This window comes from Streptomyces sp. NPDC087845, from assembly GCF_044742755.1.
In the GTDB taxonomy this organism is placed as follows: Bacteria; Actinomycetota; Actinomycetes; order Streptomycetales; family Streptomycetaceae; genus Streptomyces.
The window spans coordinates 222,396-243,750 of sequence record NZ_JBIUVC010000006.1; the positions used below are offsets into that span (position 1 = coordinate 222,396).

Annotated in this window: 17 protein-coding genes; 12 read left to right on the plus strand and 5 right to left on the minus strand. The window is 71.0% G+C overall.

The window, feature by feature from the left end:
- Positions 1-210 precede the first annotated feature (210 nt).
- Entirely contained in the window at positions 211-1,200 is a 990-nt protein-coding gene (locus ACIOMQ_RS17795) for an Lrp/AsnC family transcriptional regulator (protein ID WP_362198344.1), read from the plus strand.
- Between the two features lie 151 nt (positions 1,201-1,351).
- On the opposite strand, the gene ACIOMQ_RS17800 is transcribed toward ACIOMQ_RS17795, so the two are convergent.
- Entirely contained in the window at positions 1,352-2,407 is a 1,056-nt protein-coding gene (locus ACIOMQ_RS17800; protein ID WP_401268750.1) for an alpha/beta fold hydrolase, read from the minus strand.
- Positions 2,408-2,539: 132 nt separating this feature from the next.
- On the opposite strand from ACIOMQ_RS17800, the gene ACIOMQ_RS17805 reads away from it, so the two are divergent.
- Positions 2,540-3,127: a TetR/AcrR family transcriptional regulator gene (locus tag ACIOMQ_RS17805; RefSeq protein ID WP_362198350.1), complete on the plus strand. Its 588-nt coding sequence runs from the start codon at positions 2,540-2,542 to the stop codon at positions 3,125-3,127.
- 399 nt (positions 3,128-3,526) lie between these two features.
- On the opposite strand, the gene ACIOMQ_RS17810 is transcribed toward ACIOMQ_RS17805, so the two are convergent.
- Positions 3,527-3,694: a hypothetical protein gene (locus tag ACIOMQ_RS17810; protein WP_401987874.1), complete on the minus strand. Its 168-nt coding sequence runs from the start codon at positions 3,692-3,694 to the stop codon at positions 3,527-3,529.
- A gap of 252 nt (positions 3,695-3,946) precedes the next feature.
- Positions 3,947-4,189 carry a hypothetical protein gene (locus ACIOMQ_RS17815; protein ID WP_362198353.1) on the minus strand — a complete coding sequence of 81 codons (243 nt, stop codon included), beginning with the start codon at positions 4,187-4,189 and terminating at the stop codon, positions 3,947-3,949.
- 490 nt (positions 4,190-4,679) lie between these two features.
- Here ACIOMQ_RS17815 and ACIOMQ_RS17820 point away from each other — a divergent pair, with 490 nt between their 5' ends.
- The 4 genes from ACIOMQ_RS17820 to ACIOMQ_RS17835 all read left to right on the plus strand — a co-directional run bounded on the left by ACIOMQ_RS17820 (position 4,680) and on the right by ACIOMQ_RS17835 (position 9,091).
- Entirely contained in the window at positions 4,680-5,468 is a 789-nt protein-coding gene (locus ACIOMQ_RS17820; protein WP_362198991.1) for an oxidoreductase, read from the plus strand.
- Between the two features lie 119 nt (positions 5,469-5,587).
- Positions 5,588-6,547: a hypothetical protein gene (locus tag ACIOMQ_RS17825; RefSeq protein WP_401268741.1), complete on the plus strand. Its 960-nt coding sequence runs from the start codon at positions 5,588-5,590 to the stop codon at positions 6,545-6,547.
- A 64-nt stretch (positions 6,548-6,611) separates the two neighbouring features.
- Positions 6,612-7,763, plus strand: a complete 1,152-nt coding sequence (locus ACIOMQ_RS17830; RefSeq protein ID WP_362198359.1) for a glycosyltransferase — start codon at positions 6,612-6,614, stop codon at positions 7,761-7,763.
- A 116-nt stretch (positions 7,764-7,879) separates the two neighbouring features.
- Entirely contained in the window at positions 7,880-9,091 is a 1,212-nt protein-coding gene (locus ACIOMQ_RS17835) for an aromatic acid exporter family protein (protein ID WP_362198362.1), read from the plus strand.
- A 21-nt stretch (positions 9,092-9,112) separates the two neighbouring features.
- On the opposite strand, the gene ACIOMQ_RS17840 is transcribed toward ACIOMQ_RS17835, so the two are convergent.
- Positions 9,113-10,279 carry a PP2C family protein-serine/threonine phosphatase gene (locus tag ACIOMQ_RS17840; protein WP_362198365.1) on the minus strand — a complete coding sequence of 389 codons (1,167 nt, stop codon included), beginning with the start codon at positions 10,277-10,279 and terminating at the stop codon, positions 9,113-9,115.
- A gap of 236 nt (positions 10,280-10,515) precedes the next feature.
- Here ACIOMQ_RS17840 and ACIOMQ_RS17845 point away from each other — a divergent pair, with 236 nt between their 5' ends.
- Positions 10,516-11,520, plus strand: coding sequence for an alpha/beta hydrolase (locus ACIOMQ_RS17845; RefSeq protein ID WP_362198368.1), 1,005 nt, complete (start codon positions 10,516-10,518; stop codon positions 11,518-11,520).
- A 75-nt stretch (positions 11,521-11,595) separates the two neighbouring features.
- On the opposite strand, the gene ACIOMQ_RS17850 is transcribed toward ACIOMQ_RS17845, so the two are convergent.
- Positions 11,596-13,407 (minus strand): hypothetical protein, encoded by a 1,812-nt coding sequence (locus tag ACIOMQ_RS17850; protein WP_402189441.1) that lies wholly within the window; start codon positions 13,405-13,407, stop codon positions 11,596-11,598.
- A 231-nt stretch (positions 13,408-13,638) separates the two neighbouring features.
- On the opposite strand from ACIOMQ_RS17850, the gene ACIOMQ_RS17855 reads away from it, so the two are divergent.
- From ACIOMQ_RS17855 to ACIOMQ_RS17875, 5 genes are all read left to right on the plus strand, one after another.
- Complete coding sequence (locus tag ACIOMQ_RS17855; protein ID WP_362198374.1) at positions 13,639-15,021, plus strand: extracellular solute-binding protein; 1,383 nt, start codon at positions 13,639-13,641, stop codon at positions 15,019-15,021.
- 221 nt (positions 15,022-15,242) lie between these two features.
- The gene (locus ACIOMQ_RS17860; RefSeq protein WP_401756577.1) at positions 15,243-16,274 is read left to right on the plus strand and encodes a carbohydrate ABC transporter permease; all 1,032 of its coding nucleotides are present in this window, start codon (positions 15,243-15,245) and stop codon (positions 16,272-16,274) included.
- A complete protein-coding gene (locus ACIOMQ_RS17865; protein ID WP_362198380.1) occupies positions 16,274-17,200 on the plus strand; it encodes a carbohydrate ABC transporter permease in 927 nt (308 codons plus the stop codon). Before ACIOMQ_RS17860 ends, ACIOMQ_RS17865 begins: the two co-directional genes overlap by 1 nt.
- 169 nt (positions 17,201-17,369) lie before the next feature.
- The gene (locus ACIOMQ_RS17870; protein WP_402189443.1) at positions 17,370-20,165 is read left to right on the plus strand and encodes a hypothetical protein; all 2,796 of its coding nucleotides are present in this window, start codon (positions 17,370-17,372) and stop codon (positions 20,163-20,165) included.
- Positions 20,166-20,279: 114 nt separating this feature from the next.
- Positions 20,280-21,254, plus strand: coding sequence for an acetylxylan esterase (locus ACIOMQ_RS17875; RefSeq protein WP_362198386.1), 975 nt, complete (start codon positions 20,280-20,282; stop codon positions 21,252-21,254).
- Positions 21,255-21,355 lie beyond the last annotated feature (101 nt).

Sequence of the window (21,355 nt, forward strand, 5' to 3'; positions counted from 1 at the left end):
GCCGTCGGGGGCGCGGGCGTTGTGCCGGCGCCTCCCGTCCTCCTCTTCGTCGACAGCGGCAGCTGCGCCTGGAGCAGCGCCACAGGGATGCGGCTGCGCGCCCTCGGTGGGCGCGCGGGCCTGCAACACCGAGGATCCGGATCGGCCCCGACCGGGCGCAACGAGTCCGCTGCCGCATGCCGGTTTTCCCGCCGGATAGACTCCGGATGCGTGGAATCCATCGATCTGCAGCTCATTCACGCACTGAAGATTGACGGCCGTGCGCCGTTGCGCCGGATTGCCTCGGTACTGGGCGTCTCGGACCAGATGGTCGCCCGCCGCTATGCCGGACTGCGCGAAACGGCCGGTCTGCGCGTCGTCGGCCGGCTCAACCCCAGACCCGTCGGGGAGTCCGTGTGGGCGCTGCGGCTCCAGTGCGTCCCCAGCGCCGCGCTCGGTCTCGCTCGGGCGCTGGCCCGGCGGGAGGACACCCGCTGGGTCAAGCTCGCCTCCGGCGGAACGGAGGTCATCTGCCATCTCGCGGTACGCAGCGACCACGACCGCGACACACTCCTGATGAACCGGATCCCCGCGAGCCGCGGGGTCACCTCGGTGGCCGCCCACCGGCTGCTGAGGCTCTTCAAGGGCGGACCGACCACCTGGGACGGCCCCGCGTCCGTGCTGAGCCAGGAGCAGAAGGACGCGCTCGCCCCCTCGTACCCGGCGCCCGACGCCCAGGCGCCGCCGGTGGACCTCACCGACCTCGACCGCGTCCTGCTCGCCGTGCTGGCCCGTGACGGCCGCACCTCGCACGCCGCGCTCGCCGTCGAGGCCCGCTGCCACGAGTCGACGGTGCGGCGCCGCATCGCACACCTGCGGACGGCCGGGGCGCTCTTCTTCGTCCTGGACGTCGACGAGCGCACACTCGGCAACCCGGCCGGCACCGCCCTGTGGATGTCGGTGCGGCCCGCGCGGCTCGCCGCCGCCGGTGCCGCGTTGGCCCAGCACCCCGAGGTGGCGTACGCCGCTGCCACCACGGGACGGACCAACCTTCTCGCCACCGTCCTGTGCCAGGACGACGAGCACCTCTACGACTACCTCGCCGACCGCATCGGCGCGCTCCCGGGCATCGACACGGTCGAGACGGCCCCGATCATCCGCACCCTCAAACGCACCGGAGCCATCGTCTCCGGCCGAGCCCGGCCGGACGGCGAACCGTAGGAACAACGCCGGACGGCGAACCGTAGGGACGACGGGGAATCGCGGAAACAACGGGAATCGCAGGAACGACGGGAATCGCGGGAACAACAGCGAGGCGCGGGAACGAGCGCCCCGGCACACCGCCCGCCGGGGCGCTCGTTCCCTCACGGGTTCAGGCCTTCAGGCTCTGCCCGAGCCAGTCGACGACGACGGGCAGGACCTCGGGCAGCTTGGAGATGGCGCAGTGCCCCGTGCCGGGAACGAGCTCGACACGGGTGTCACGACGGTGCCGGAAGACGAGGGTGTCGTGCTCGGGGACATGGACGTCGTCGGTGCCGTTGATGACGAGCATCGGGGCGTGGACGTCCTGGTCGAGGAGCGGGCGCAGATTGAAACGGGCGAACGCGTCGGACTGCTCCTGCGGGTTCGGGGGCCGGTCGAAGCCGAGGGCGTTGCCCACGATTCCCTCCATGCCGAACGCGAAGCCGCGGCCGGGCGCGAACGAGGCTTCCACGGGGCCGCCGAGCACCACCGCGGCGTCCACCGCGCCGGAGAGCCCGGTGCGAGCGGCGTAGTAGCCGCCCATCGAGACGCCGAAGTGCGCCACCTTGCCGTTGCCGAGCCTGCGGGCTTCGGCGATCAGGCCCTCGATGATCTCGGTGCCGCCGTCGTGAGTCATCGGGACGTGGCTGGTCTCACCCGTGCCCGCGATGTCGAAGGCGACGATCCGGGTACGGGACTGGAGCGCGAGATCCACCCACAGCGGGTGAAGATCCATCTTCCAGGAGTCCACTCCTCCGCTCGCGAGTGTGACGGGCGCGTCGGCGGGCAGGCCGGGCGCGGCCAGGATGTGGATCGCGACCCGGGCCGTGCCGCCCTGGTGGGGGACCGTGATGATCCGGCGCTCGAAGTCCACCGGGAAGCCCGGGGAGGCGAGCTCGTAGTGCTCGGCCTGCCGGGCCAGCGCGCTCCGCTTGGGCTCGTCGGCCAGCGTGGGGAACTTCGCCCAGCCGTAGGCGAGCGCCGCCAGGTCGTGCCGGCCCGCGTCGGCGTAGCGGGCCGCGAGCCGCGACCACTCGTGGACCCAGCCGGCCGGTGCGTCCGGCCACATGTCGCTGATCGCGGCACGGGCCGCGTCGACGTCCTCGGCAGGCAGCCCGAAGCCGAGCATCTGCGGATACCGCTCGGCGAACAGGTCACGCGGGTCCAGCGGCCATACGTACGACATATCGAACTCCTAACGCGGCAGCGTCACCGTGAGCGACGCTAAAAGCATGAATCTTTGCGTTAGAAACCATGGACCACTGTGGCGATAAAAGCAAGAATCTTGGCGTTAGTATGGGTGCGAGGAGTGATGCACATGACCGAGGACGAGATCCGGCGCCGCCCCGGAGGCCGGGGCGCGCGGGTCCGCCGAGCTGTACTCGACGCCGCCGTGGACGCGCTGGTCGAGAACGGCGTGACCAAGTTCAGCTTTGCCGACGTCGCCGCCCGTGCCGAGGTGAACGAGACCTCCGTGTACCGGCGTTGGCGTACGCGGGAGAATCTGATCACCGACGCGCTGCTCGCCGTCAGTGACCGGCAGGTACCGATCCCCGACACCGGCTCGGTGCGTGAGGATCTGTACCTCTTCGCCGCATCGGTGGTGGGGTACCTCAACAGCCCCCTCGGCCGGGCCCTCGCCCGCGCGGCGGTGATCACGGTGGAGGACACCGAACTGGCCGCGGCACGGGAGGCGTTCTGGCAGTCGAGGATCCAGCTGGCGGCCACGATGGTCGAACGGGGCATCGACCGGGGTGAACTCCGGCCCGGGGTGAATCCGCGTGTGGCCCTCGAAGCCCTGATCGCCCCCCTTCACAGCAGGGTGCTGCTGACCCGGGAGCCCCTCGACGAAGACCTGCCGCGGATCCTGGCCGACCTGGTCATGGACGGTCTCGGGACTCCGTGACGGCCGACGGGAAGAGCAGAGGTGGAACGGCGGTCCCGTAGCAGCACGGAACACAACGCCCTGGTGGTGGGAGGCGGCGGGGCGGACACCGGATGTCCGTCCATGGCACCCGTGACCGGGGCGGACTGGCCGACCGCCGCCGGGAGTTCGCGGTGGGCCGGGCCGGTCGGCAACCGCCGGATCGGTGCCGGTGACCGTGTTGCGTCCGGCGCCGCCTCGTGCCCGGTGCCTTGGTCTCGACGGCCGCGAGCAGCGCGGCTGCCACGAGAACCGGGGTGCCGTCCCGGCTGGCCGCGCCGAGCGAGGAGGGGGGTCAGGGCGACCGTCGATGCGTGGAATGCGCGCACTTCCCCGCCGCACGCATCGGATCCGTCTCCCGCGGCCGACCGCCGTACCCCGTCACCGGATCAGGCTCCCGACTCCCTGCAGACTGCGCTGGGCGCGGGCCGGGGTGTGCGTCTGCTCGCCGATACGGTCCAGATCGGAACTGAGCGGCAGGTTGAGCAGCGACACGTAGGGAACGTGCCCCGGTTCATCGGCGGACGCGTCCTGCGGATCCTGCGGCACCGGCCTCCCCTCCCGCTCGCCTCGGGCGTCCGGCGCGGGCGCCTGTCGTCAACATCCAGCCTCAGGCCATATGACCACAGGCCGGCCACCGCGCCGCGGTCATGGGTGGGGCATGCGCCGTTCGGCTCAAGCCCGGCCGGCCCGGATCCATGAGGCGGCAGCGGCCTTCGCCGACCTCGTCGGGTGGGTGGACGGCGTCCCCCGCCCCGGTCCCCGAACCGGTGGTGCGGGCGATCGCCTCGGGCCGGACCTTCAGGGGCTGGCCCCGTCGAAGCCGTAGCGCAGCAGTGGTTCGCCCTTCGACCGGGGGTCGAGCCGGTATACGAACAGCGCGTCGACGCGCATTCCTTCGGGCGGGGCCTCGACGTCGCACGGCCAGGTGACCTGGAGGACCGGCGGTGGGCTGGTGACCCGCATCCGCAGCCCGTGTGCGGGGCCGCCGTCGAGCATCGCGGTCTGCTGGTTCGCCCGGGTGTCGGCGTTGTCGGCATCCATGCTCACACTTTAATGGTTGCGCAACTCATGAACAGTCGTGAGCTGTGTCACGCCGGCGGCCCTCCGCAGTGCGGCGCGGCTCCGGGAGGCGGGAGCGGTTCACGATTCGGCCACCACGATGCAGGGAGTCACCGCCGCGGGGAAGGGGGCCGCCTGCGAGGAGGCCCAGCCCGCCAGGCCGTCCGCCAGCCAGCCGGCTCCGCACCCCCTTCCTCGGTGACGTACCCGGCGGCTACCGTGCGCCGCGTGGTGCGCTCCAGTCCGGGGATCCCGTCGGCGGCGGTTGACGGGACGTGAGGCAACTCCGTGGCGGAGCCCCGCTCGGCCGACCGCGCACGGCGTTCACCCGGACAGTCGGGCCGCGTCACTCCGCTGCTGTCCGGGCCGCGCCGTCACCGCCGGCTCCGGCAACGCTGAGTCCGGCGGCTCGTCCTCGTCCGGGGAGCCTGCATCCGCCGCCGTCGGTGCTGTTCAACGCTAGGAGACCGTGGTGGATCTGCATCTCGAAGGCAAGGTGGCCGTGGTCACCGGCGCGGGCCGGGGCATCGGCCTTGCCGTGACACAGGCGCTCGCCGACGAGGGCGCGTGTGTGGTCGCGGCCTCCCGCACCCTCACCGAACCCCTGTCCGAGCTGGTGGCGGCCCAGGAGGTCCACTTCGTCAAGGTGGACCTCGCCGGGCCCGACGGCTCCGAGGAACCGGTCGAGGAAGCGGTCGCCCGGTTCGGCGGGCTGGACATCCTGGTCAACAACGTAGGGGCGGTACGTCCGCGAACGGGCGGCTTCGCGTCCCTCGGCGACGACGACTGGATGTGGGCGCTGACGATCAACTTCCTCTCTGCGGTCCGCACCACCCGCGCCGCGCTGCCGCACCTGATCGAGGGCGGTTCCGGCTCGATCGTGACGGTCAGTTCGGTCACCGCCTTTCTGCCCGACCCCTCGGTCATCGACTACTGCGCGAGCAAGGCTGCCCTGACCAACTTCTGCAGGGCCCTGTCCAAGGAGGTCGGCCCGCACGGGGTACGGGTGAACACCGTCAGCCCCGGGCCCGTGGCCACCGACCTCTGGCTGGGGGAGGGAGGCATCGCGGACACGTTCGCGGCGGGCGGCGCCACCGCACCGGACACCGTCGCGCAGGAGGCCGCGGACCGGGCGGCCACCGGGAGGTTCAGCCGGCCGGAGGAAGTGGCCGACCTCGTGCTGCTGCTGGCGAGCGGCCGCTCCGGAAACGTCACCGGATCGGACTTCGTCATCGACGGAGGGCTCGTCACGACACTGTGACGACGCGTCACGGCCGCCGGGCGCGAGTGCCCCCCCCGCAGCGCAGAGAACGACGGGCATCGAAAAGCTGCGGGTCCCGGTCCCCGTGACGAGGACCCAGAACGGGAACGGGGCAGCTCATGCGACAACCACTCGGCCGACGCTCCCTGCTGCTTGGCACCGGCGCCCTGCTCGTGGGAACCACGGCCTGCTCGGCGACCTCCCGGACAGCGTCCGGCCCGTCCCCATCGGAACCCCCGCCCCCGTCCCGGCCCTCGCCGCTGCCCGCGACCACGGCCTGGCAGCCCGACCGCGGCGACGTGGACCCCGCCGTGAAGCTGCGCGCCGCACAGGTGGTGGAGGCGATCGGCGCGTGGCCCGCCGGGCAGGGGAGCACGGCCGCGGCGAGGAGACGGGTGGCCGCTCTCGGGGCGGCACCGTCACTGGTGGACCGGGCGGGCCCGCTGCGGCCCGACGCCGACGAGGCCGCGCTCCAGGTGATCGAGGCGCAGTACGGCGGGATTCTGGCGGACACGGCCAGCGTGATGGTGGTGTGCCGTCAATGGACCCCCGGGCACACGGGCGGCACGACCGTCGACGTACGACTGAGCCGGGCGCGGCCCCGCTGGGACGTCACGGCGCTGCACCCGGGCCGCCCCGGCGCCGCCGTCGCACCGCTGCCCGCCGCGGCACGGCAGGTGCTGGACAGCCCGCGGATCGGCCTGCCGCCCGCGGCGGAGGCCGACGTCCGCAGCGGGCACATCCACCCCACCGTGCTGCGGGCCCTGCTGCGACTGGCAGGTGCGTACCGGATGGACATCACCGTGTTCCGTTCCGGGCATCCGCTGTACGTGTTCGGCACCGACCGGCCCAGCGACCACCCGCCGGGCCGGGCCTTCGACGTATGGCGGATCGACGGGCACCGGGTCGTCGATCCGGCCACCCCGCGCCGGCTGACCGAAGCGTTCATGCGCGACGCGGCGGCGGCCGGCTCGTACAACGTCGGCGGACCGATCCAGCTCTCCGGGGGCGCGACGGCGCATCAGTTCTTCACCGACGACACCCACCACGACCATGTGCACGTGGGATTCGCCGGCTGACGTGCCGGGAAACAGGCGGAAAGTGGTCCTGTGGGTACGGGGCGGGCCTCCCTAGGCTCGGGCCATGCGCGTACTTTTCGCCTCGACCAACGGCTCGGGCCACTTCCACCCACTCGTCCCCCTCATCGACGCGTGCACGGCACGCGGCGACGATGTCCTCGTCGTCGCACCGCCGAGACTCGAAGCGTCCCTGGCGGCCCGGGAACAGCCGTACCGCATCGGCGGGCAGCCGAAGGACGACGAGGTGATGCCGGTGATGAAACGCATCCTGGCGCTGCCCCCGGGCGACGGAGCCTCCCTGATGGTCGGGGAGGTGTTCGGCCGGCTGGGCGTCGCCGCGATGCTGCCCGCAATGGAGGAGGCGTGCCGCGAATGGCGGCCCGACCTCGTGCTGCACGAGGCGTTCGAGTTCGCGTCGGTGGTGGCCGCCGAGCGGCAGGGGATCCCGCACGCCCGGGTCGCGGTCTCCGCCGCGCGGTTCACCGGGTCCACCGACGCGCTGCTGCGCCCCGTGCTCGACCCGTACGGTCCCCGCATCGCGGAACGGCTCCGGGAGTCCCCGTACCTGACGCGCCTGCCCGCCTCCCTGGACCCCTCGCCGTACGCCGTGACCCACCGCTATCACGAAACCCCGGAGCCGGGGGTGCTGCCGGACTGGTGGGGCGGATCCGAGGAGCCGCTGGTCTACCTCAGCCTCGGCACCGTGGCGGGCGCCCTGCCGACCGCCACCGGCCTGTACCGGGCCGCACTGGAGGCGCTGAGCGGACTGCCGGTACGGGTGCTGCTCACGGCGGGACACGGTACCGATGTGTCGGGCCTCGGGCCGATTCCGCCCAACGCCCGTGTGGAGGCGTGGGTGCCGCAGGCCGACGTGCTGCACCACGCCTCGCTCGTGGTCTGCCACGGTGGGTCGGGAACGACCTTCGGAGCCCTGGCGGCGGGCGTCCCGCTGGTCTGCGTCCCCCTCTTCGCCGACCAGCCGACGAACGCCCGGCTGGTGACCGAGGCGGGTGCGGGACTCGCCGTCACCCCGACCGGTGGTCCGGCGGACGATGCGCCGGAGCTCGGCACCGACGACGTCTCCCGGATCCGGTCGGCCGCCGAACTCGTGCTCAAGGAACCCTCGTACCGGGCGCGGGCCGAGTGCCTGGCCGACGAGGCGCGGGCCACCGCCACGTGCGGGGAGCTGATCGACGCCCTCGATCCGCGTTCCTGAACCCGGGGCCGCGCGGGCCGTGCCTCCGGCGCATTCGACGCGCACCGGCACGCCCGTACGGTGGGGTTCGGTTCGCCGAGGCGCTGCGACGCAGTACGGGTGGGCATGGGACAGAGATGCCAGGAGTATCCGTATCCGAGCCCGTGATCAAGCTCGTCCGGCGCACGACCGAACCCGTCGGGGCGCAGACCCTGCGCTCCACGGCGGCCGCCGTCATCGCCTATGCCGTGGCGGTGTGGACCCTGCCGCATCCGGCACCGCTCACGGCACCGCTCACCGCGCTCCTCGTCGTACAGGTCACCCTCTACGCGACCCTCACCACGGGGATTCGCCGGGTTAACTCGGTCGTCGTCGGGGTGCTCATCGCCACCGCGCTCAGCGCGCTGGTCGGCCTCAGCTGGTGGAGCCTCGGACTGACGATCTTCGCCTCGCTGATCATCGGGCGGCTGGTGCGGGTCGACGAGTTCGTACCCGAGGTGGCGATCAGCGCGATGCTCGTCCTGGGCGTCTCCCAGGTCGCCTCCACGGCATGGGACCGCGTGCTGGAGACACTCATCGGCGCCGGCGTGGGACTGCTGTTCAACCTGCTCTTCGCACCGCCCGTGTGGGTGCAGTCCGCGGGCGCCTCCATCGACAGTCTGGCCCGTGCGATGGGCCACATGTTCCGCGCGATGGGGGAGGACGTGACGGGGCACATCCCGGTCCGGCGGGCGGCCGACCGGCTCCACGAGGCCCGTCGGCTGGACCACGACATCGTCGAGGTCGATGCCTCGCTCCGGCAGGCCGAGGAAGGACTCACGCTCAATCCACGCGTCCGGCAGGGGCTGCTGTACCGGGTCGTGCTCCGTACCGGCCTGGACACTCTGGAGATCTGCGCCGTGGTGCTGCGAGTGCTGTCACGCACCCTGACCGACCTGGCCAAGGCCCGTACCGAGGAGACCCTGTTCCCCGGAGACGTGGCCGCTTCCCTGAAAGAACTGTTCGGACAGATGGCCGGCGCCATCGAGAGCTTCTCGGAGTTGATCACCACTCCGGTCGCGGAGAACGCCGAGGGGGCGGAGGACCGGCTGGCCCGCGCACTCGCCGCCAGCCGCGCGACCAGGGACCGGGTGGCGGACCTGCTCCTGGCGGGCGTCCAGGAACACCCCCGGCAGTGGCAGCTGCACGGAGCCCTGCTCGCCGAAGTCGACCGGATTCTGGACGAACTCGACATCGACAAGCGCACGGAACGCCTGGGCAAGGAGCTCGACCGGCGTTCGGCGCAGGTGCACGAACGCCATCCCTGGCTGCGTGCCGTGTCGCGCCGTCTGCGAGGACGCCGGAGCTGAGACGGCGCGGACCGGCGGCCGTCACCCGGCGGTGGTCACGCGGGTGTCGCCCCCGGGGGCCGGGAGCCGTTCGATGGCGACCAGTGCCGCGTCGTCGCCCAGGCGGCCGCCGGCGTGGCGGACCAGGTCGGCGCAGAGCGACTTCAGCAGGGAGTCCGGGGCCTGACCGCAGCGCGAGGCGGCCCGTTCCGGGAGCGGATAGAACTCCCCCGACCGGTTCCGGGACTCGATGACACCGTCCGTGTACAGGAGCAGGGTGTCGCCGACGCCGAAGGCGAACGTCTCCGCCGTGTGATCGGTGACCAGCAGGTGCGCCAGACCGAGCGGAGGGGCGGGCGCCCGCACCCGGAGCGGGATCGCCTCGCCCGCGCGCAGCAGCAGCGGTGGCGGATGACCGCAGCTGACCAGGCGGAGCTCGGCGGCTCCGTCGGGGATGTCGAGAACGGCGGCGGTGACGAACGACTCCGCGATCTCCTGGGCGTCGGCGCCGTTCCCGTCCTCGCCTTCGTGAAAGGCGCAGTTCTGGTCCGGTGCGACGCTCACCTCCAGATGCGCCACCAGATCCGGCAGTCGCCACTCCTGGCGGGAAAGGGCGTGGAAGGCGCCCAGGACACTGGCCGCCTCACCGATCGCTGCCAGCCCCTTGCCGCGTACGTCACCGATGATCAGGCGGGTTCCGTCGGTGGTGCGGGCGGCCGCGTAGAGATCGCCCCCGATCTGCGCCTCCGCCTCCGCGGCCAGATAGACCGAGGCGATGCGCAGCGGGCCGCTTCGGACGGGCAGCGGCCGCAGCACCACGCGCTGCGCCGCCTCGGCCACCGAACGCAGTTGTGTCACCGCCTTCTCGTTCCGCTCTCTCAGGTGGGCGAAGAGGGTGACGAAGGCCGAGATGAGGGTGAGCGCGATGATCTGGTAGGTGTGGTTGAGGTCGGTGAGATCGGTGCGCGCGGCAGCCACCAGGGCCTGGGCCAGCACAGCGACCGCGCCGACGAAGGCCGTCATGCGCGGTCCGGTGAACGAGGCCGCCATCGCGGGTGCCGCCACCAGGAACGGGCCGAGATGGACATCCGGTGGCACTTTGATGTCCACCACCGTGACGAGGGTGATCAGCGCGAACGGCATCACCACGAGTGCGTTCCTGCGCCTTCCGGACTCGCGGAACGATTGCAGGAATCGCCGGAAAGCCATGCTTCCGGGATACCTCACCCGGTCCGCCGCCGCCCCTCGTACGACCGGTCACCGGGGCATACGTCCGATCAGGCCGGCCCCTTCCGGCCCGGCCGGTACACACCGTCACTGTGTGTGGTGCACTGCTCACCCGGACGGTCGGGCGTCTTCACTCCTCTGCTTTGCGTGTCGCGCTGTTCGGGCCGGGCCTGGCGACGCTGAGCCCAGCAACCGGCCCACGACGAAGAGAGAACAGCATGCCCCCCTCCACCTTCCCCGCCCCGCGGAAACGGATACGCGGGCGTCGCGCGCAGGCCCTCGCCGCAGCGCTCACCGCGGCCACCCTTGCCACCGCCCCCGTATCCGCCGTAGCCGACGGCGGCGCCGGTCCGGCCGACGCCAGGCCCACGGTGGTGCTCGTACACGGCGCGTTCGCCGATGCCTCGGGCTGGAACGGCGTGGTGGAACGCCTGCAGCGTGACGGGTACACGGTCATGGCTCCGGCCAATCCCCTGCGCGGGCCGGCCAGTGACTCCGCGTACCTGGCCGACGTGCTGAAGAGCATCAGGGGCCCGATCGTGCTGGCCGGGCATTCCTACGGCGGCGCGGTGATCGGCACCGCGGCCGCCGGGAATCCGCAGGTGAAGTCGCTGGTGTACGTGTCCGCGTTCATGCCGGACAAGGGGGAGGGGCTGGCGGATCTGGGGGCGAAGTTCGCGGGCAGCGACCTCAACACGGCGCTGAAGCCGGTGCCGTTCCGGAAATCCGACGGCACGGAGGGCATCGACCTGTACATCCGGCCCGCCGAGTTCCACAACGTCTTCGCGGCGGACGTGCCGTCGGAGACCACGGACGTGCTGGCGGCCTCCCAACGTCCCATCAGCGGAGCCGCGTTCATGGAAAAGGCGACGGCGGCGGCCTGGAGGACCATCCCGTCCTGGGCGCTGGTCGCGACCCGGGACAAGGCGATCGCCCCGGATCTCGAACGCTTCGAGGCAAAGCGCGCCCGCGCGCATACGGTCGAGGTCGACTCCTCCCACGCCGCGATGATCTCGCACCCCGACGTCGTCGCCGATCTGATCCGGCAGGCCGCCGGAGACCCGTCACCGGCGAAGTCGGGCATGGCCCCGACCGGCACCAACGCCCTGTTCCTGGCCGTTCTCGGCGGACTCGCGGGCGTGACCGTCCTGACCGGCGCGGGCCTCGTGGCGGCGGCCCGCAGGCGCCGCGCCACCGGCGGCGGGACCGGCACGGCCCTCTGACACGATTACGCCGGTGATCAGCCAGGGATCCGTCGATCCGTGGCTGATCACCAAGAGATCCACGGATCCAGTGGTCTACGGAACCAGCCGGGACTCCGACAGGCGGGGCGAGGGCACTGCCGCGCCGTCCAGCGTCGCGCCGTACAACGCGGCGTGCTCCTCGCGGGAGACCACCGACCGGCCACCGCGCAGGGTGAGCCGGTGCCCCCGCGGGGTCGTCCAGCGCACCTCGGCGCAGTCGCCGGAGGTGTCCACCTCCGGAGCCGGCGCGGGCTTCCCGTCCTGCTCCGCACCGGCCGGGACGAGGGAGAGCGATCCGCCTGCGAACGCGTCGCCGAGCGTCGCCCAGTCCAGCTCGACCGGGGTCGCGCTCTCGAAGAGGACGACCTCGATCCGCACCCCGTCGGCGAGCGGAACCAGCCGGACCGTCGGTGTACGGCCGCCGAAGCCGCCCCCGGCCAGCCTGAAGCCCAGCCGTGCCGTACCCAGGTCGAGGTCGGCACCACCGTCGACCGCGGACGTCTCCGCCACGGGCGGGGCCCCGATCGCGTCGACCACCAGGCGCAGCGACCGTGCGCGGAACGTGTCACCCGGTTCGATCATGTCGAGGTGGTGGTGCCGGTCGCCCGCCGGGCAGGCGAAGCCCGTCAGCCAGGCCACGTGCGGGCCGCTCTGCACGGTGGAGAGGACGCCCGACGCGAAGTCGAAGTCCTCCGCCCCGTCGTCCTTCACCAGATGGATGTGCAGATGCCCGGCGGATCCGTCGGGGCGCACCCAGTGGCCGAACAGCGGACGCCGTTGCAGCCAGGTGTCCTGGTGGTTGACGCTGCCCAGCGTGGTGACCGCGTCCAGCCAGGTCGTTCCCGTCTCCGGGGACGGGCCCTCGACGAAGAGCTCCCGGTGCTCGCGCTCACCGTCCAGCTCCAGCAGCCGCGGCAGCACCCAGTCGGGCATGCGGTAGTCCACACAGGCATGGACGCCGATGGACATCTCCCCCCCGACGGGGCCGATCTCCGGGGTGCCCAGTACCCCCCGTACCGCCTTCACAAGAAACGGCGGCACGCCCAGATCGTTGCTGTAGCAGCGGGCCATGGGGCCGGAGAGCTGGCGGGTCGGCGGGTGCCAGCGGGCCAGGAAGTGCAGCCAGAGCCGGTCGTGCAGCCGGTCGTTGAGTTCCAGCACCTCCTCGTCCCGGACGTGCTCCCTGATCAGGGTCAGCGTCTGGAGCACGACTCCCCAGTAGGCCGGGCTGTTGAACTCGGTGAAACTGCCGGTGCTGTCGATCGCCTCGCACAGCCGCACCACGCGGTCCTTGCCGTAGACGAACAGCGCCTCGTCGTCGAGGAGCCGCCCGGCGGCGAGCGTGACGAAGGTGCCCATCACGGCGACGTTGGTGTACGTCATGGGGACGTTCCGGCGGACGATCGACGCCGCCGCGTGCCGCACCGACTCCAGGAGTTCACGCAGCACCGCGGGCGGCAGGCGGTCGCCGTGCCGGGCGTGCACCAGCAGCAGATGGATGCCGAGGAAGTCCGCCCAGTTCCAGTCGGCCGGTTCCATCTTCGCCGCCGGCTCCTCGGCGTAGTAGCCCCAGATGCCGTAGGTGGGACTGTCCGTGGACCGGTCCTGGAGCTCGGCGATCCGCAGGATCACGTCGTGGGCGCGCTTGTCGTCGCCCGCGCCGCCCCGTTCCAGCAGGAGCAGCGCGTACTGCAGGGAGTTGCGGGTGGGGTGCGCGAGACCGCCCTTGATACGGGTGTGGATGGGGTTGTACGGGGCTTCGACCTGCAGCAGGTTCGCCTCGGGGTCCCAGCAGCGGTCGCCCTCGGCAAGGGCTGCTCGCAGCAGGGCACGGTCGTACTCGGCGACCGACCAGGCAGGGTGCACGGGATGTCCTCCAGCTCGCGATCGTCGGACCGACGATCTTCGGCAACGCTTGGGAAACGTTTTCCAGAGGCTAAGCCGACGTCAACGCTCCGGCAAGGGGCATACGGTAAACCTCCGGGTCGGAAGTCCGCCCCGCACCCATTGACGTGACGATATCGGGCGGTGCAAGGTGACCCCGGCTGGAAAACGCTTTCCAGCCACGTTCCGGTCTGCCCTTGAATGGAGTCCCCGATGAGACCCTCCCTGCGCATCGCCCTGACGGGCGTCACCGCAGGTGCGCTCGTCTGCGTGCTTGCCTCGTGTTCCGGTTCCGGCAGTGACACCGCCGGGGACGGCACGGTGACCATCACGGTCTCCGGGCGCCCGCCGGCCACCAACGCCGCCGCGCTCAAGATCTTCGAAGCGCGGGTGGCGGAGTTCGAGAAGGCCAATCCCAAGATCAAGGTCAAGACGAACGAGTACCAGTACGACCAGCAGAGCTTCCAGACCAAGGTGGGCGGCGGCAGCCTGGAGACGATCGTCCGGGTGCCGCTCACCGAGATGTCCGGCCTGATCAAGCGCAAGCAGATCGCGGATCTCACCGCGGACTTCAAGGGGCTCCGGCACAGCGAGGACTTCAACCAGGTCGCGCTCGGGGCGGCGAAGGGCCTGGACGGCAAGATCTACGGCATTCCCACCGAGGAGTACGCCCTCGGACTGGTCTACAACCGGGACCTGTTCGAGAAGGCCGGGCTCGACCCCGACAAGCCGCCGACCACCTGGCCGGAGGTCCGTGCGGCGGCCAGGGCGATCTCGGAGAAGACCGGTACCACCGGTTACGCCCAGATGACCAAGGAGAACGCCGGCGGCTGGATGCTCACCGCCATGGCGTACTCCTTCGGCGACACCATGCAGGAGGAGTCCGGCGGCAAGTGGGCCAACTCCTTCGACCGGTCCGGCAGCGGTGCCGAGAAGTCCCTCAAGGCGCTCAAGGAGATGCGCTGGACGGATCAGTCGATGGGCAAGAACCAGATGCGCAACATCACCGACATGGAGAAGGACTTCTCCGCCGGAAAGATCGGCATGACGATCGCCGGGCCCAGCATCATCGGCCACTACATCGATCAGTACAAGGGCGACCCGGAGAACATCGCGCTCTCCGCCATGCCCACGGACGGCAGCAGCAAGCGGACCCTGGCCGGCGGCACCATCGCCGTGATCAGCCCCAGGGCCACCCCGCAACAGCGCGAGGCCGCGGCGAAGTTCATCGACTTCTACTACCTCGCCCCCAAGTACGACGTCGCGCTCGGCGAGAAGGACGCGGCGGCCAAGAAGAAGGACGGCGCCGTCATCGGTGCGCCGACCGTCCCGTTCTACAAGCCGGCCATCGCCGACCCCGTCCAGGCCGCGGTCGACAAGCTGGCCAATGTGCCGGTCGCGCACTTCGCCCCGTACACCAAGGCGCTCAACGAGTACGAACTGGTCATCGAGCCGCGCGTCGAGGCACAGAACGTCTACAAGGCCCTCGACAGCGCCGTGCAGGCCGTACTGACGCGCCAGGACGCCGACCCGGCCGAGCAGCTGAAGAAGGCCGCCTCGCAGGTCAAGTCCCAGGTGGAGCGCGCGCAGAACTAGGTGCCGTGACCGGCAATGTTTGCCCCGTCGCGTGGCCCGGCACGCACGCTCGCAGCGTTGGCCAAAAGCCCTGGCAGCTCCGCTACAAGGACTTTCGTCCGCCTTGCGACCGCACGCACCGGACACCGCTCCTCACCGGGCAAACGTTGCCGGTCACGGCACTGGAGCGTGTCCGGCACATCAGGCATGAGTACAGCACGAGGAGAGGCGAGGAGACGTCAATGAGCAGGTCACACGCGCCTGCGGCGCCCGCCGGGAACCGCACCCAGAAGAACCGGACGCAGAAACAGCGTTCCGCCGACCCCTCCGCGGCCCCGCCGCGGACACCGGACGGGCCGCCGCGCACCGCCTCCCCGCGTCGCGGCGGCCCCGTGGAACGCATCGTCCGCTGGGTCAGGCAAGGAGGCGTCACCACCCTCCTGTTCGGCCTGCCGATGGTGCTGTGCTTCGCGTACTTCTCCTGGTGGCCGATCGTCCAGAGCGTGCAGCTCAGCTTCCAGCAGACCAATCTGGTCGGCCCCGCCACCTGGGTGGGCCTGGACAACTTCCAGCACGTGCTGGACGACCCGCTGCTGTGGACGGCCGTCAAGAACACCGCGCTCTTCGCGCTGCTCGCGCTGGTGATCGGCTTCCCGGTGCCGCTCTTCCTCGCGGTGCTCATCGCCGAACTGCGGCGCGGCGGCACGCTGTTCCGTATCCTCGCCTACCTGCCGGTGGCGATTCCCCCGGTCGTCTCCGTCCTGCTCTGGAAGGTGTTCTACGACCCGGACGCCGGCCTGTTCAACCAGCTGCTGGCCCATGTGGGCCTCGGCCCGTACCCCTGGCTGCAGTCCACCGACACCGCCATGCTGTCGATCGTCCTGGAAGCGACCTGGGCGGGCTTCGGCTCCACGGTGATCATCTATCTGGCGGCGCTCGGCTCCGTACCGACCGAACTGTACGAGGCAGCCGAGATCGACGCGGCGGGCATCTGGCGCCGGGTCTGGCACATCACCCTGCCGTCGCTGCGCGGGGTCGTCCTGATCATGCTGCTGCTCCAGATCATCGGCACCCTGCAGATCTTCACCGAACCCTTCGTGATGACGGACGGCGGCCCGGAGGACTCCACTCTCACCGTCCTGATGCTGATCTACAACTACGCCTTCCAGAACGGCGACTTCGGAGCCGCGACCGCGCTCAGTGTGATGCTGGCCCTCGTGCTCGGCGTGCTCTCGGCGATCTATCTGCGGGCGACGAGGAGCTGGAGCAACTGATGGCCGTACAGACCCCCCTTCGCACCCGCCGCAGGAACCGCTCCGAGGAGGGCGGACGCGGACTCATATCCAACGCCGACCGGCGGCGGACCTCCGTACGCCTCTCGCTCCGCTCCGTGCAGACCCTCTCGCTCCTGCTGCTGCTCGCCTTCGGCGCAGCCCCCCTCTACTGGACGTTCAAGGGCGCCGTCTCACCGACCCAGGAGCTGCTGCGCGACCCGCTGGCGCTCTGGCCCGACCACGCGCAATGGGACAACCTCTCCCGCGCCTGGAACGAACTCCAGGTCGGCCAGTACCTCTGGAACACCGTGGTCCTGGTCACCGGATCGGTCGTCGCACACCTCGTCGTCGCCACCACCGGCGGTTACGTCCTGTCCGTGCTGCGCCCCAAGTGGGCGGCGCCCGTGCGGTGGATGGTGCTCGCCACCCTCTTCATCCCGGGCTCCATCTCCCTGGTCGCGCTCTACCTCACCGTGCTCGACCTGCCGGGCCTCGGCATCTCGCTCGCCAACAGCCCGTGGGGCGTCTGGCTGCCGCACGCCGCCAGCGCCTTCACCGTGCTGATCGTGATGAAGTTCTTCGACGGCATTCCGCGCGAACTCTTCGAGGCCGCCAAGGTGGACGGCGCGGGCCCGTTCATCATCTTCCGCCGGATCGTGCTGCCCATGTCGCGGCCGATCCTCGCGGTGGTGACCCTGCTGACGGTCATGAACTCCTGGAAGGACTTCCTCTGGCCCCTGATCGTCATCCCGGACACCGAGAAGCAGCCCATCTCCGCCGCGCTGCCGCGCCTCGCGGAAACGGCGGAACAGTCGCTGCTCATCGCCGGGATGCTGCTCGCCATCCTGCCCCCGGTCGTGCTGTTCCTGATCTTCCAGCGGCAGATCGTACGCGGCGGGGGAGGCTTCACCGGCCTCAAGGGATGAGTTCCACCCGGGCACACGCGCGGACCCGGTCCGCGCGGCCGACGGCGGCAGCGGTGCGCGCCGACGGCACACGGGCCGGTGCGCTCCGCCGGGGTACAGCCGACGGAGCACACCACCACCCGGGAACCACCGATACGCACCGCGCCGATCCGATCGAGAGGATGCCTCGATGGAAAAGAACGGCACGATCCGGCCAGGTCCACTGGTTCCGGCCAGAGTAACGGGCCGCTCCAGACGGCCCGCAGCATGGGGCAGCGCCGCCGCCCTGCTCGGCTGCCTGCTGGTGGTGGCGCCGCTGCCCGGTACGGCTCCGGCCGCCCACGCGGCCGGCACCCTCACCGTCACCTCGCCCGACCTGATCTTCGTCAAGGGGCAGGCGAAGATCACCCTGGCCTCCGACGAGGCCTCGGTGGCCTGGAAGGCCGTCGACGACCAGGGCCTGACCGTCGCGTCGGGCACCGCACCGGTCTCGGGCGGCACGGCCACCGTCGACGTCACCCAGCTCGGCAGCGGCTACTACACGCTCACGGCGACCGCGGGTGCCACCACCCGTACCGCCAATTTCGGCGTGCTGACCGCACTGGCCGGCCACGAGCAGAAGGACCCCCGCTTCGGCACCGGCATCCACTACGGGTGGAACGGCGGCGACGACCAGAAGCTGCTGCGTTCGGTCAAGCTGATGGGCATGCACGGGATACGCTCCGACATCAACTGGAGCGCCATCGAGAAGACTGCCGGCGAGTACACCTGGAGCGGATACTCCACCGACCAGCACATCCCGTACGCCAAGACGCAGGGGCTGACCGCCCTGCCCATCTCCGCCTACCGCAACCCCCTGTACGACAACAACCGGACGCCGGCATCCGACGCGGCGCTGGAGGCCTACGGGAAGTACACCGCCGCCATCGTGGACAAGTACCAGCAGTCCACGAAGGAGGTCGAGATCTACAACGAGTACAACTCGACCGGCTTCAACAACGGCACCTGCGGCATCACCGCCGACTGCTACCTCAAGCTGCTCAAGGCGAGCTTCGGCAAGGTGCACGCCAAGGTGCCGGACGCCACCGTCGTGGGCGGCGCCCTGGCCGGTCTCCAGACCGACTGGCTCAAGCGGCTGTACGCGATCGGCGGGCTGGACTGCATGGACGCGCTCAGCGTCCACGAATACGGCTACCCGAGGCCGCCCGAGGAAGCTCTGGCGAAGCTTCCGCAGGTGCGTGCCGATCTGGACGCGGCGGGCGGCAAGAACTTCCCGTTGTGGATCACGGAGAACGGGTACCCCACCCACAGCGACGGCGTCACCCCGGCCCTGCAGGCCGAGTACCTGCCGCGTGCCCAGATCTTCTCGTTCGCCTCGGGGGCCAACCGCTACTACTGGTACGACCTCACCAACGACGGCACCGACGCCACCAACAAGGAACACAACTTCGGTGGGTTCAAGCGCCCCACCGCCGACGTCCAGGCCTGGCAGCCCAAGCCGTCCGTCGTCACCGAGGGCGTCCTGATCCGCCAGATCGCGGGCCGTGCGTACACCGGCCGTGACGACGCCGGTTCCGACGCCGTCCGCTCGTACCGCTTCGGCACCGGCGCCGACACCGTCCGGGCGCTGTACACGACCGCGACGGCACCCGGAACCGTGGAGCTCTCGGCCACCGGCCCGCTCACCGTCACCGACCAGCTGGGCCACGCGAAGACCTACACCCCGTCCGGCGGCAAGGTGCAGCTCGGGGTCGACGGCAAGGTGCTGTACGTCAAGGGCACGGTGACCGGCGTCAAGTCCGTCGCCGCTCCCGCCTACTCCCTCGAACTCCCCCGGCGCACCAACACGGAGGAGCCCGTCACGGCGGTGCTCAAGGTCGACCGCACGAAGGGGCACCTCCCGGTGCCGTGGCCCCTGCAGTTCCGCGTGGCGGGGAAGACCTATGGCCTGACGGCCAAGCCCGGCCAGGTCACCCGCAAGACCGTCGAGCTGCCCACGTCCGCCCTGACGGGGCCGCGCTCGATCAGCGGCACGGTCGGATTCGGACCGCTCACCCTCGGCCGGATCACCACCGACACCGACGTGGTGGCCCCGACCGAGGTCACCTTCGACCCGGTGGTGAAGAAGGCGGCGCCGTTCGCCGCCGGGCTCAAGGTCACCGTCACCAACAACCGCGCCCGCTCCGCGCTCGACCTCACCAAGCTGGAGTGGCAGGTGAACGAGGGCACCGCCTATGTGGACCGGGGCACCATCGACGGGCCGATCAAGGTCGGCACCGAGTCCAGCACCTCGTACACCGTGGACGCGCGCAACATCAAGCCCTGGAACCGCTACTGGACGGCCGCCTACATCAGCACCCCCGACGGCACCAGGACCCCCGTGGGCGCCTGGAACGGCTGGGGCGCCGTGCAGCCCGCCGGTACGGACACCACCACGCCCATCGACATCGCCGCTCAGGGCAACGTGTACTTCGCGGGCGGCTACCAGGGCGCGGCCGACCTCTCCGGCACCATCCGGCCCCAGTACACCGACGCCGGGCTCGTGCTGAAGGGCGAGATCACCGACAACGTCCTGGCCCAGCCCGCCACCACCGCCGAGAACATGTGGCAGGGCGACAGCATCCAGTTCGCCGTCACCCCCCAACTGCCCGGCCGCAGCCGGCAGTACGTCGAGGCCGGCGCCTCGCTGGTGGGCGGCAAGCCGCAGATCTACACCTGGCGGCCGCCGTCCGGCCAGACCGCCGGGCCGACCCCGGGTGCCACCGCCCGGATCACCCGGGACGGCACCACCACCAGCTACACGGTGACGGTGCCGTGGGCCTCGCTCGGCCTCAGCGGCAAGCCGACCGCGTCCATCGGACTCGGCATCGCCGTCAACGACGTCGACAACGACGGCCGGGCGCGCGGCTGGTCCGAGTGGGGTTCGGGAATCACCAACAACTCCAAGAGCGCCACCGGCCTGCGGGCCGTCCAACTGACCGACTGACCCACCCATGAACTGGCGGGGCCGGGTGCACCTGACAGCACCCGGCCCCGCCGCTCCATGCCACACCACAGCACGCCACACCGTTGCGCTTACCACCGCGAGGAGACCAGCACCATGGCCCTGTTCGACCTGCCGCTCCACGAACTCCGCGACTACCGGCCGCAGATCGACGAGCCGGAGGACTTCGACGCCTTCTGGTCGAAGACCCTGGCCGAGACCCGCTCCCACGACCCCGCGGTCTCCTTCGAACCCGTCGATACCGGACTGACCGGCATGCGCACCTGGGACACCACCTTCGCGGGCTTCGGCGGCCACCCCGTGAAGGGCTGGTTCAGCGCCCCCGCGCACGCCGAGGGCCCGCTGCCGCTCATCGTCCAGTTCCACGGCTACAACGGCGGCCGCAGCCTCCCGCACTGCTGGGGCATGTGGCCGCTGGCCGGCTTCGCCCACTTCATCATGGACGTTCGCGGCCAGGGCAGCGGCGGCAACGTCGGCGACACCCCCGACCCGGTCGGCTCGGGCCCCTCCCTCGCGGGCTTCATGACCCGCGGCATCGAGGACCCGGAGACGTACTACTACCGCCGGGTCTACGCCGATGCCGTACGCGCCGTGGAAGCGGCCCGCTCCCACCCGCTCGCCGACCCCGCCCGGACCGTCGCGCTCGGCGGCAGCCAGGGCGGCGGCCTCGCGCTCGCGGTCGGCGGACTCGTCCCCGACCTGGCGGCCATCGCCGCCGACGTACCCTTCCTCTGCCACTTCGGACGGGCCGTCACCCTCACCGACGCCGACCCGTACTCGGAGATCGCCCGCTACCTCAAGATGCACCGCGGCAAGGAGGAGGCCGTCCTGCGCACCCTGTCCTACTTCGACGGGGTCTCGTTCGCCGCGCGCGGCAGCGCCCCCGCGCTCTTCTCCGTCGCGCTGATGGACCAGGTCTGCCCGCCGTCCACGGTCTTCGCCGCCCACAACGCGTACCGCGGTGAGAAGGAGATCGAGGTCTACCGGTTCAACGGGCACGAAGGCGGCGCCATGTTCCAGGAGGCCGCTCAGCTCCGCTGGGTTCCGAAGGCGCTGGAGAGCGCCGTCTGAGCGGTGCCGGGGTCCGGCCGGGTGGTGTGGATCACGGACAGAGTGTGGACACCGTGTATATGGTCCGCCGGGGCACGTCATGCCCCCGTGACGTGCAAGGA

Excerpts from the sequence above, each read along its gene's own strand:
- ACIOMQ_RS17805 (WP_362198350.1), top strand. The coding sequence starts at position 2,540 with ATGACCGAGGACGAGATCCGGCGCCGCCCCGGAGGCCGGGGCGCGCGG.
- ACIOMQ_RS17870 (WP_402189443.1), top strand. The coding sequence starts at position 17,370 with ATGGAAAAGAACGGCACGATCCGGCCAGGTCCACTGGTTCCGGCCAGA.
- ACIOMQ_RS17825 (WP_401268741.1), top strand. The coding sequence starts at position 5,588 with ATGCGACAACCACTCGGCCGACGCTCCCTGCTGCTTGGCACCGGCGCC.
- ACIOMQ_RS17865 (WP_362198380.1), top strand. The coding sequence starts at position 16,274 with ATGGCCGTACAGACCCCCCTTCGCACCCGCCGCAGGAACCGCTCCGAG.
- ACIOMQ_RS17830 (WP_362198359.1), top strand. The coding sequence starts at position 6,612 with ATGCGCGTACTTTTCGCCTCGACCAACGGCTCGGGCCACTTCCACCCA.
- ACIOMQ_RS17860 (WP_401756577.1), top strand. The coding sequence starts at position 15,243 with ATGAGCAGGTCACACGCGCCTGCGGCGCCCGCCGGGAACCGCACCCAG.
- ACIOMQ_RS17855 (WP_362198374.1), top strand. The coding sequence starts at position 13,639 with ATGAGACCCTCCCTGCGCATCGCCCTGACGGGCGTCACCGCAGGTGCG.
- ACIOMQ_RS17875 (WP_362198386.1), top strand. The coding sequence starts at position 20,280 with ATGGCCCTGTTCGACCTGCCGCTCCACGAACTCCGCGACTACCGGCCG.
- ACIOMQ_RS17815 (WP_362198353.1), bottom strand. The coding sequence starts at position 4,189 with ATGGATGCCGACAACGCCGACACCCGGGCGAACCAGCAGACCGCGATG.
- ACIOMQ_RS17800 (WP_401268750.1), bottom strand. The coding sequence starts at position 2,407 with ATGTCGTACGTATGGCCGCTGGACCCGCGTGACCTGTTCGCCGAGCGG.
- ACIOMQ_RS17835 (WP_362198362.1), top strand. The coding sequence starts at position 7,880 with ATGCCAGGAGTATCCGTATCCGAGCCCGTGATCAAGCTCGTCCGGCGC.
- ACIOMQ_RS17845 (WP_362198368.1), top strand. The coding sequence starts at position 10,516 with ATGCCCCCCTCCACCTTCCCCGCCCCGCGGAAACGGATACGCGGGCGT.
- ACIOMQ_RS17840 (WP_362198365.1), bottom strand. The coding sequence starts at position 10,279 with ATGGCTTTCCGGCGATTCCTGCAATCGTTCCGCGAGTCCGGAAGGCGC.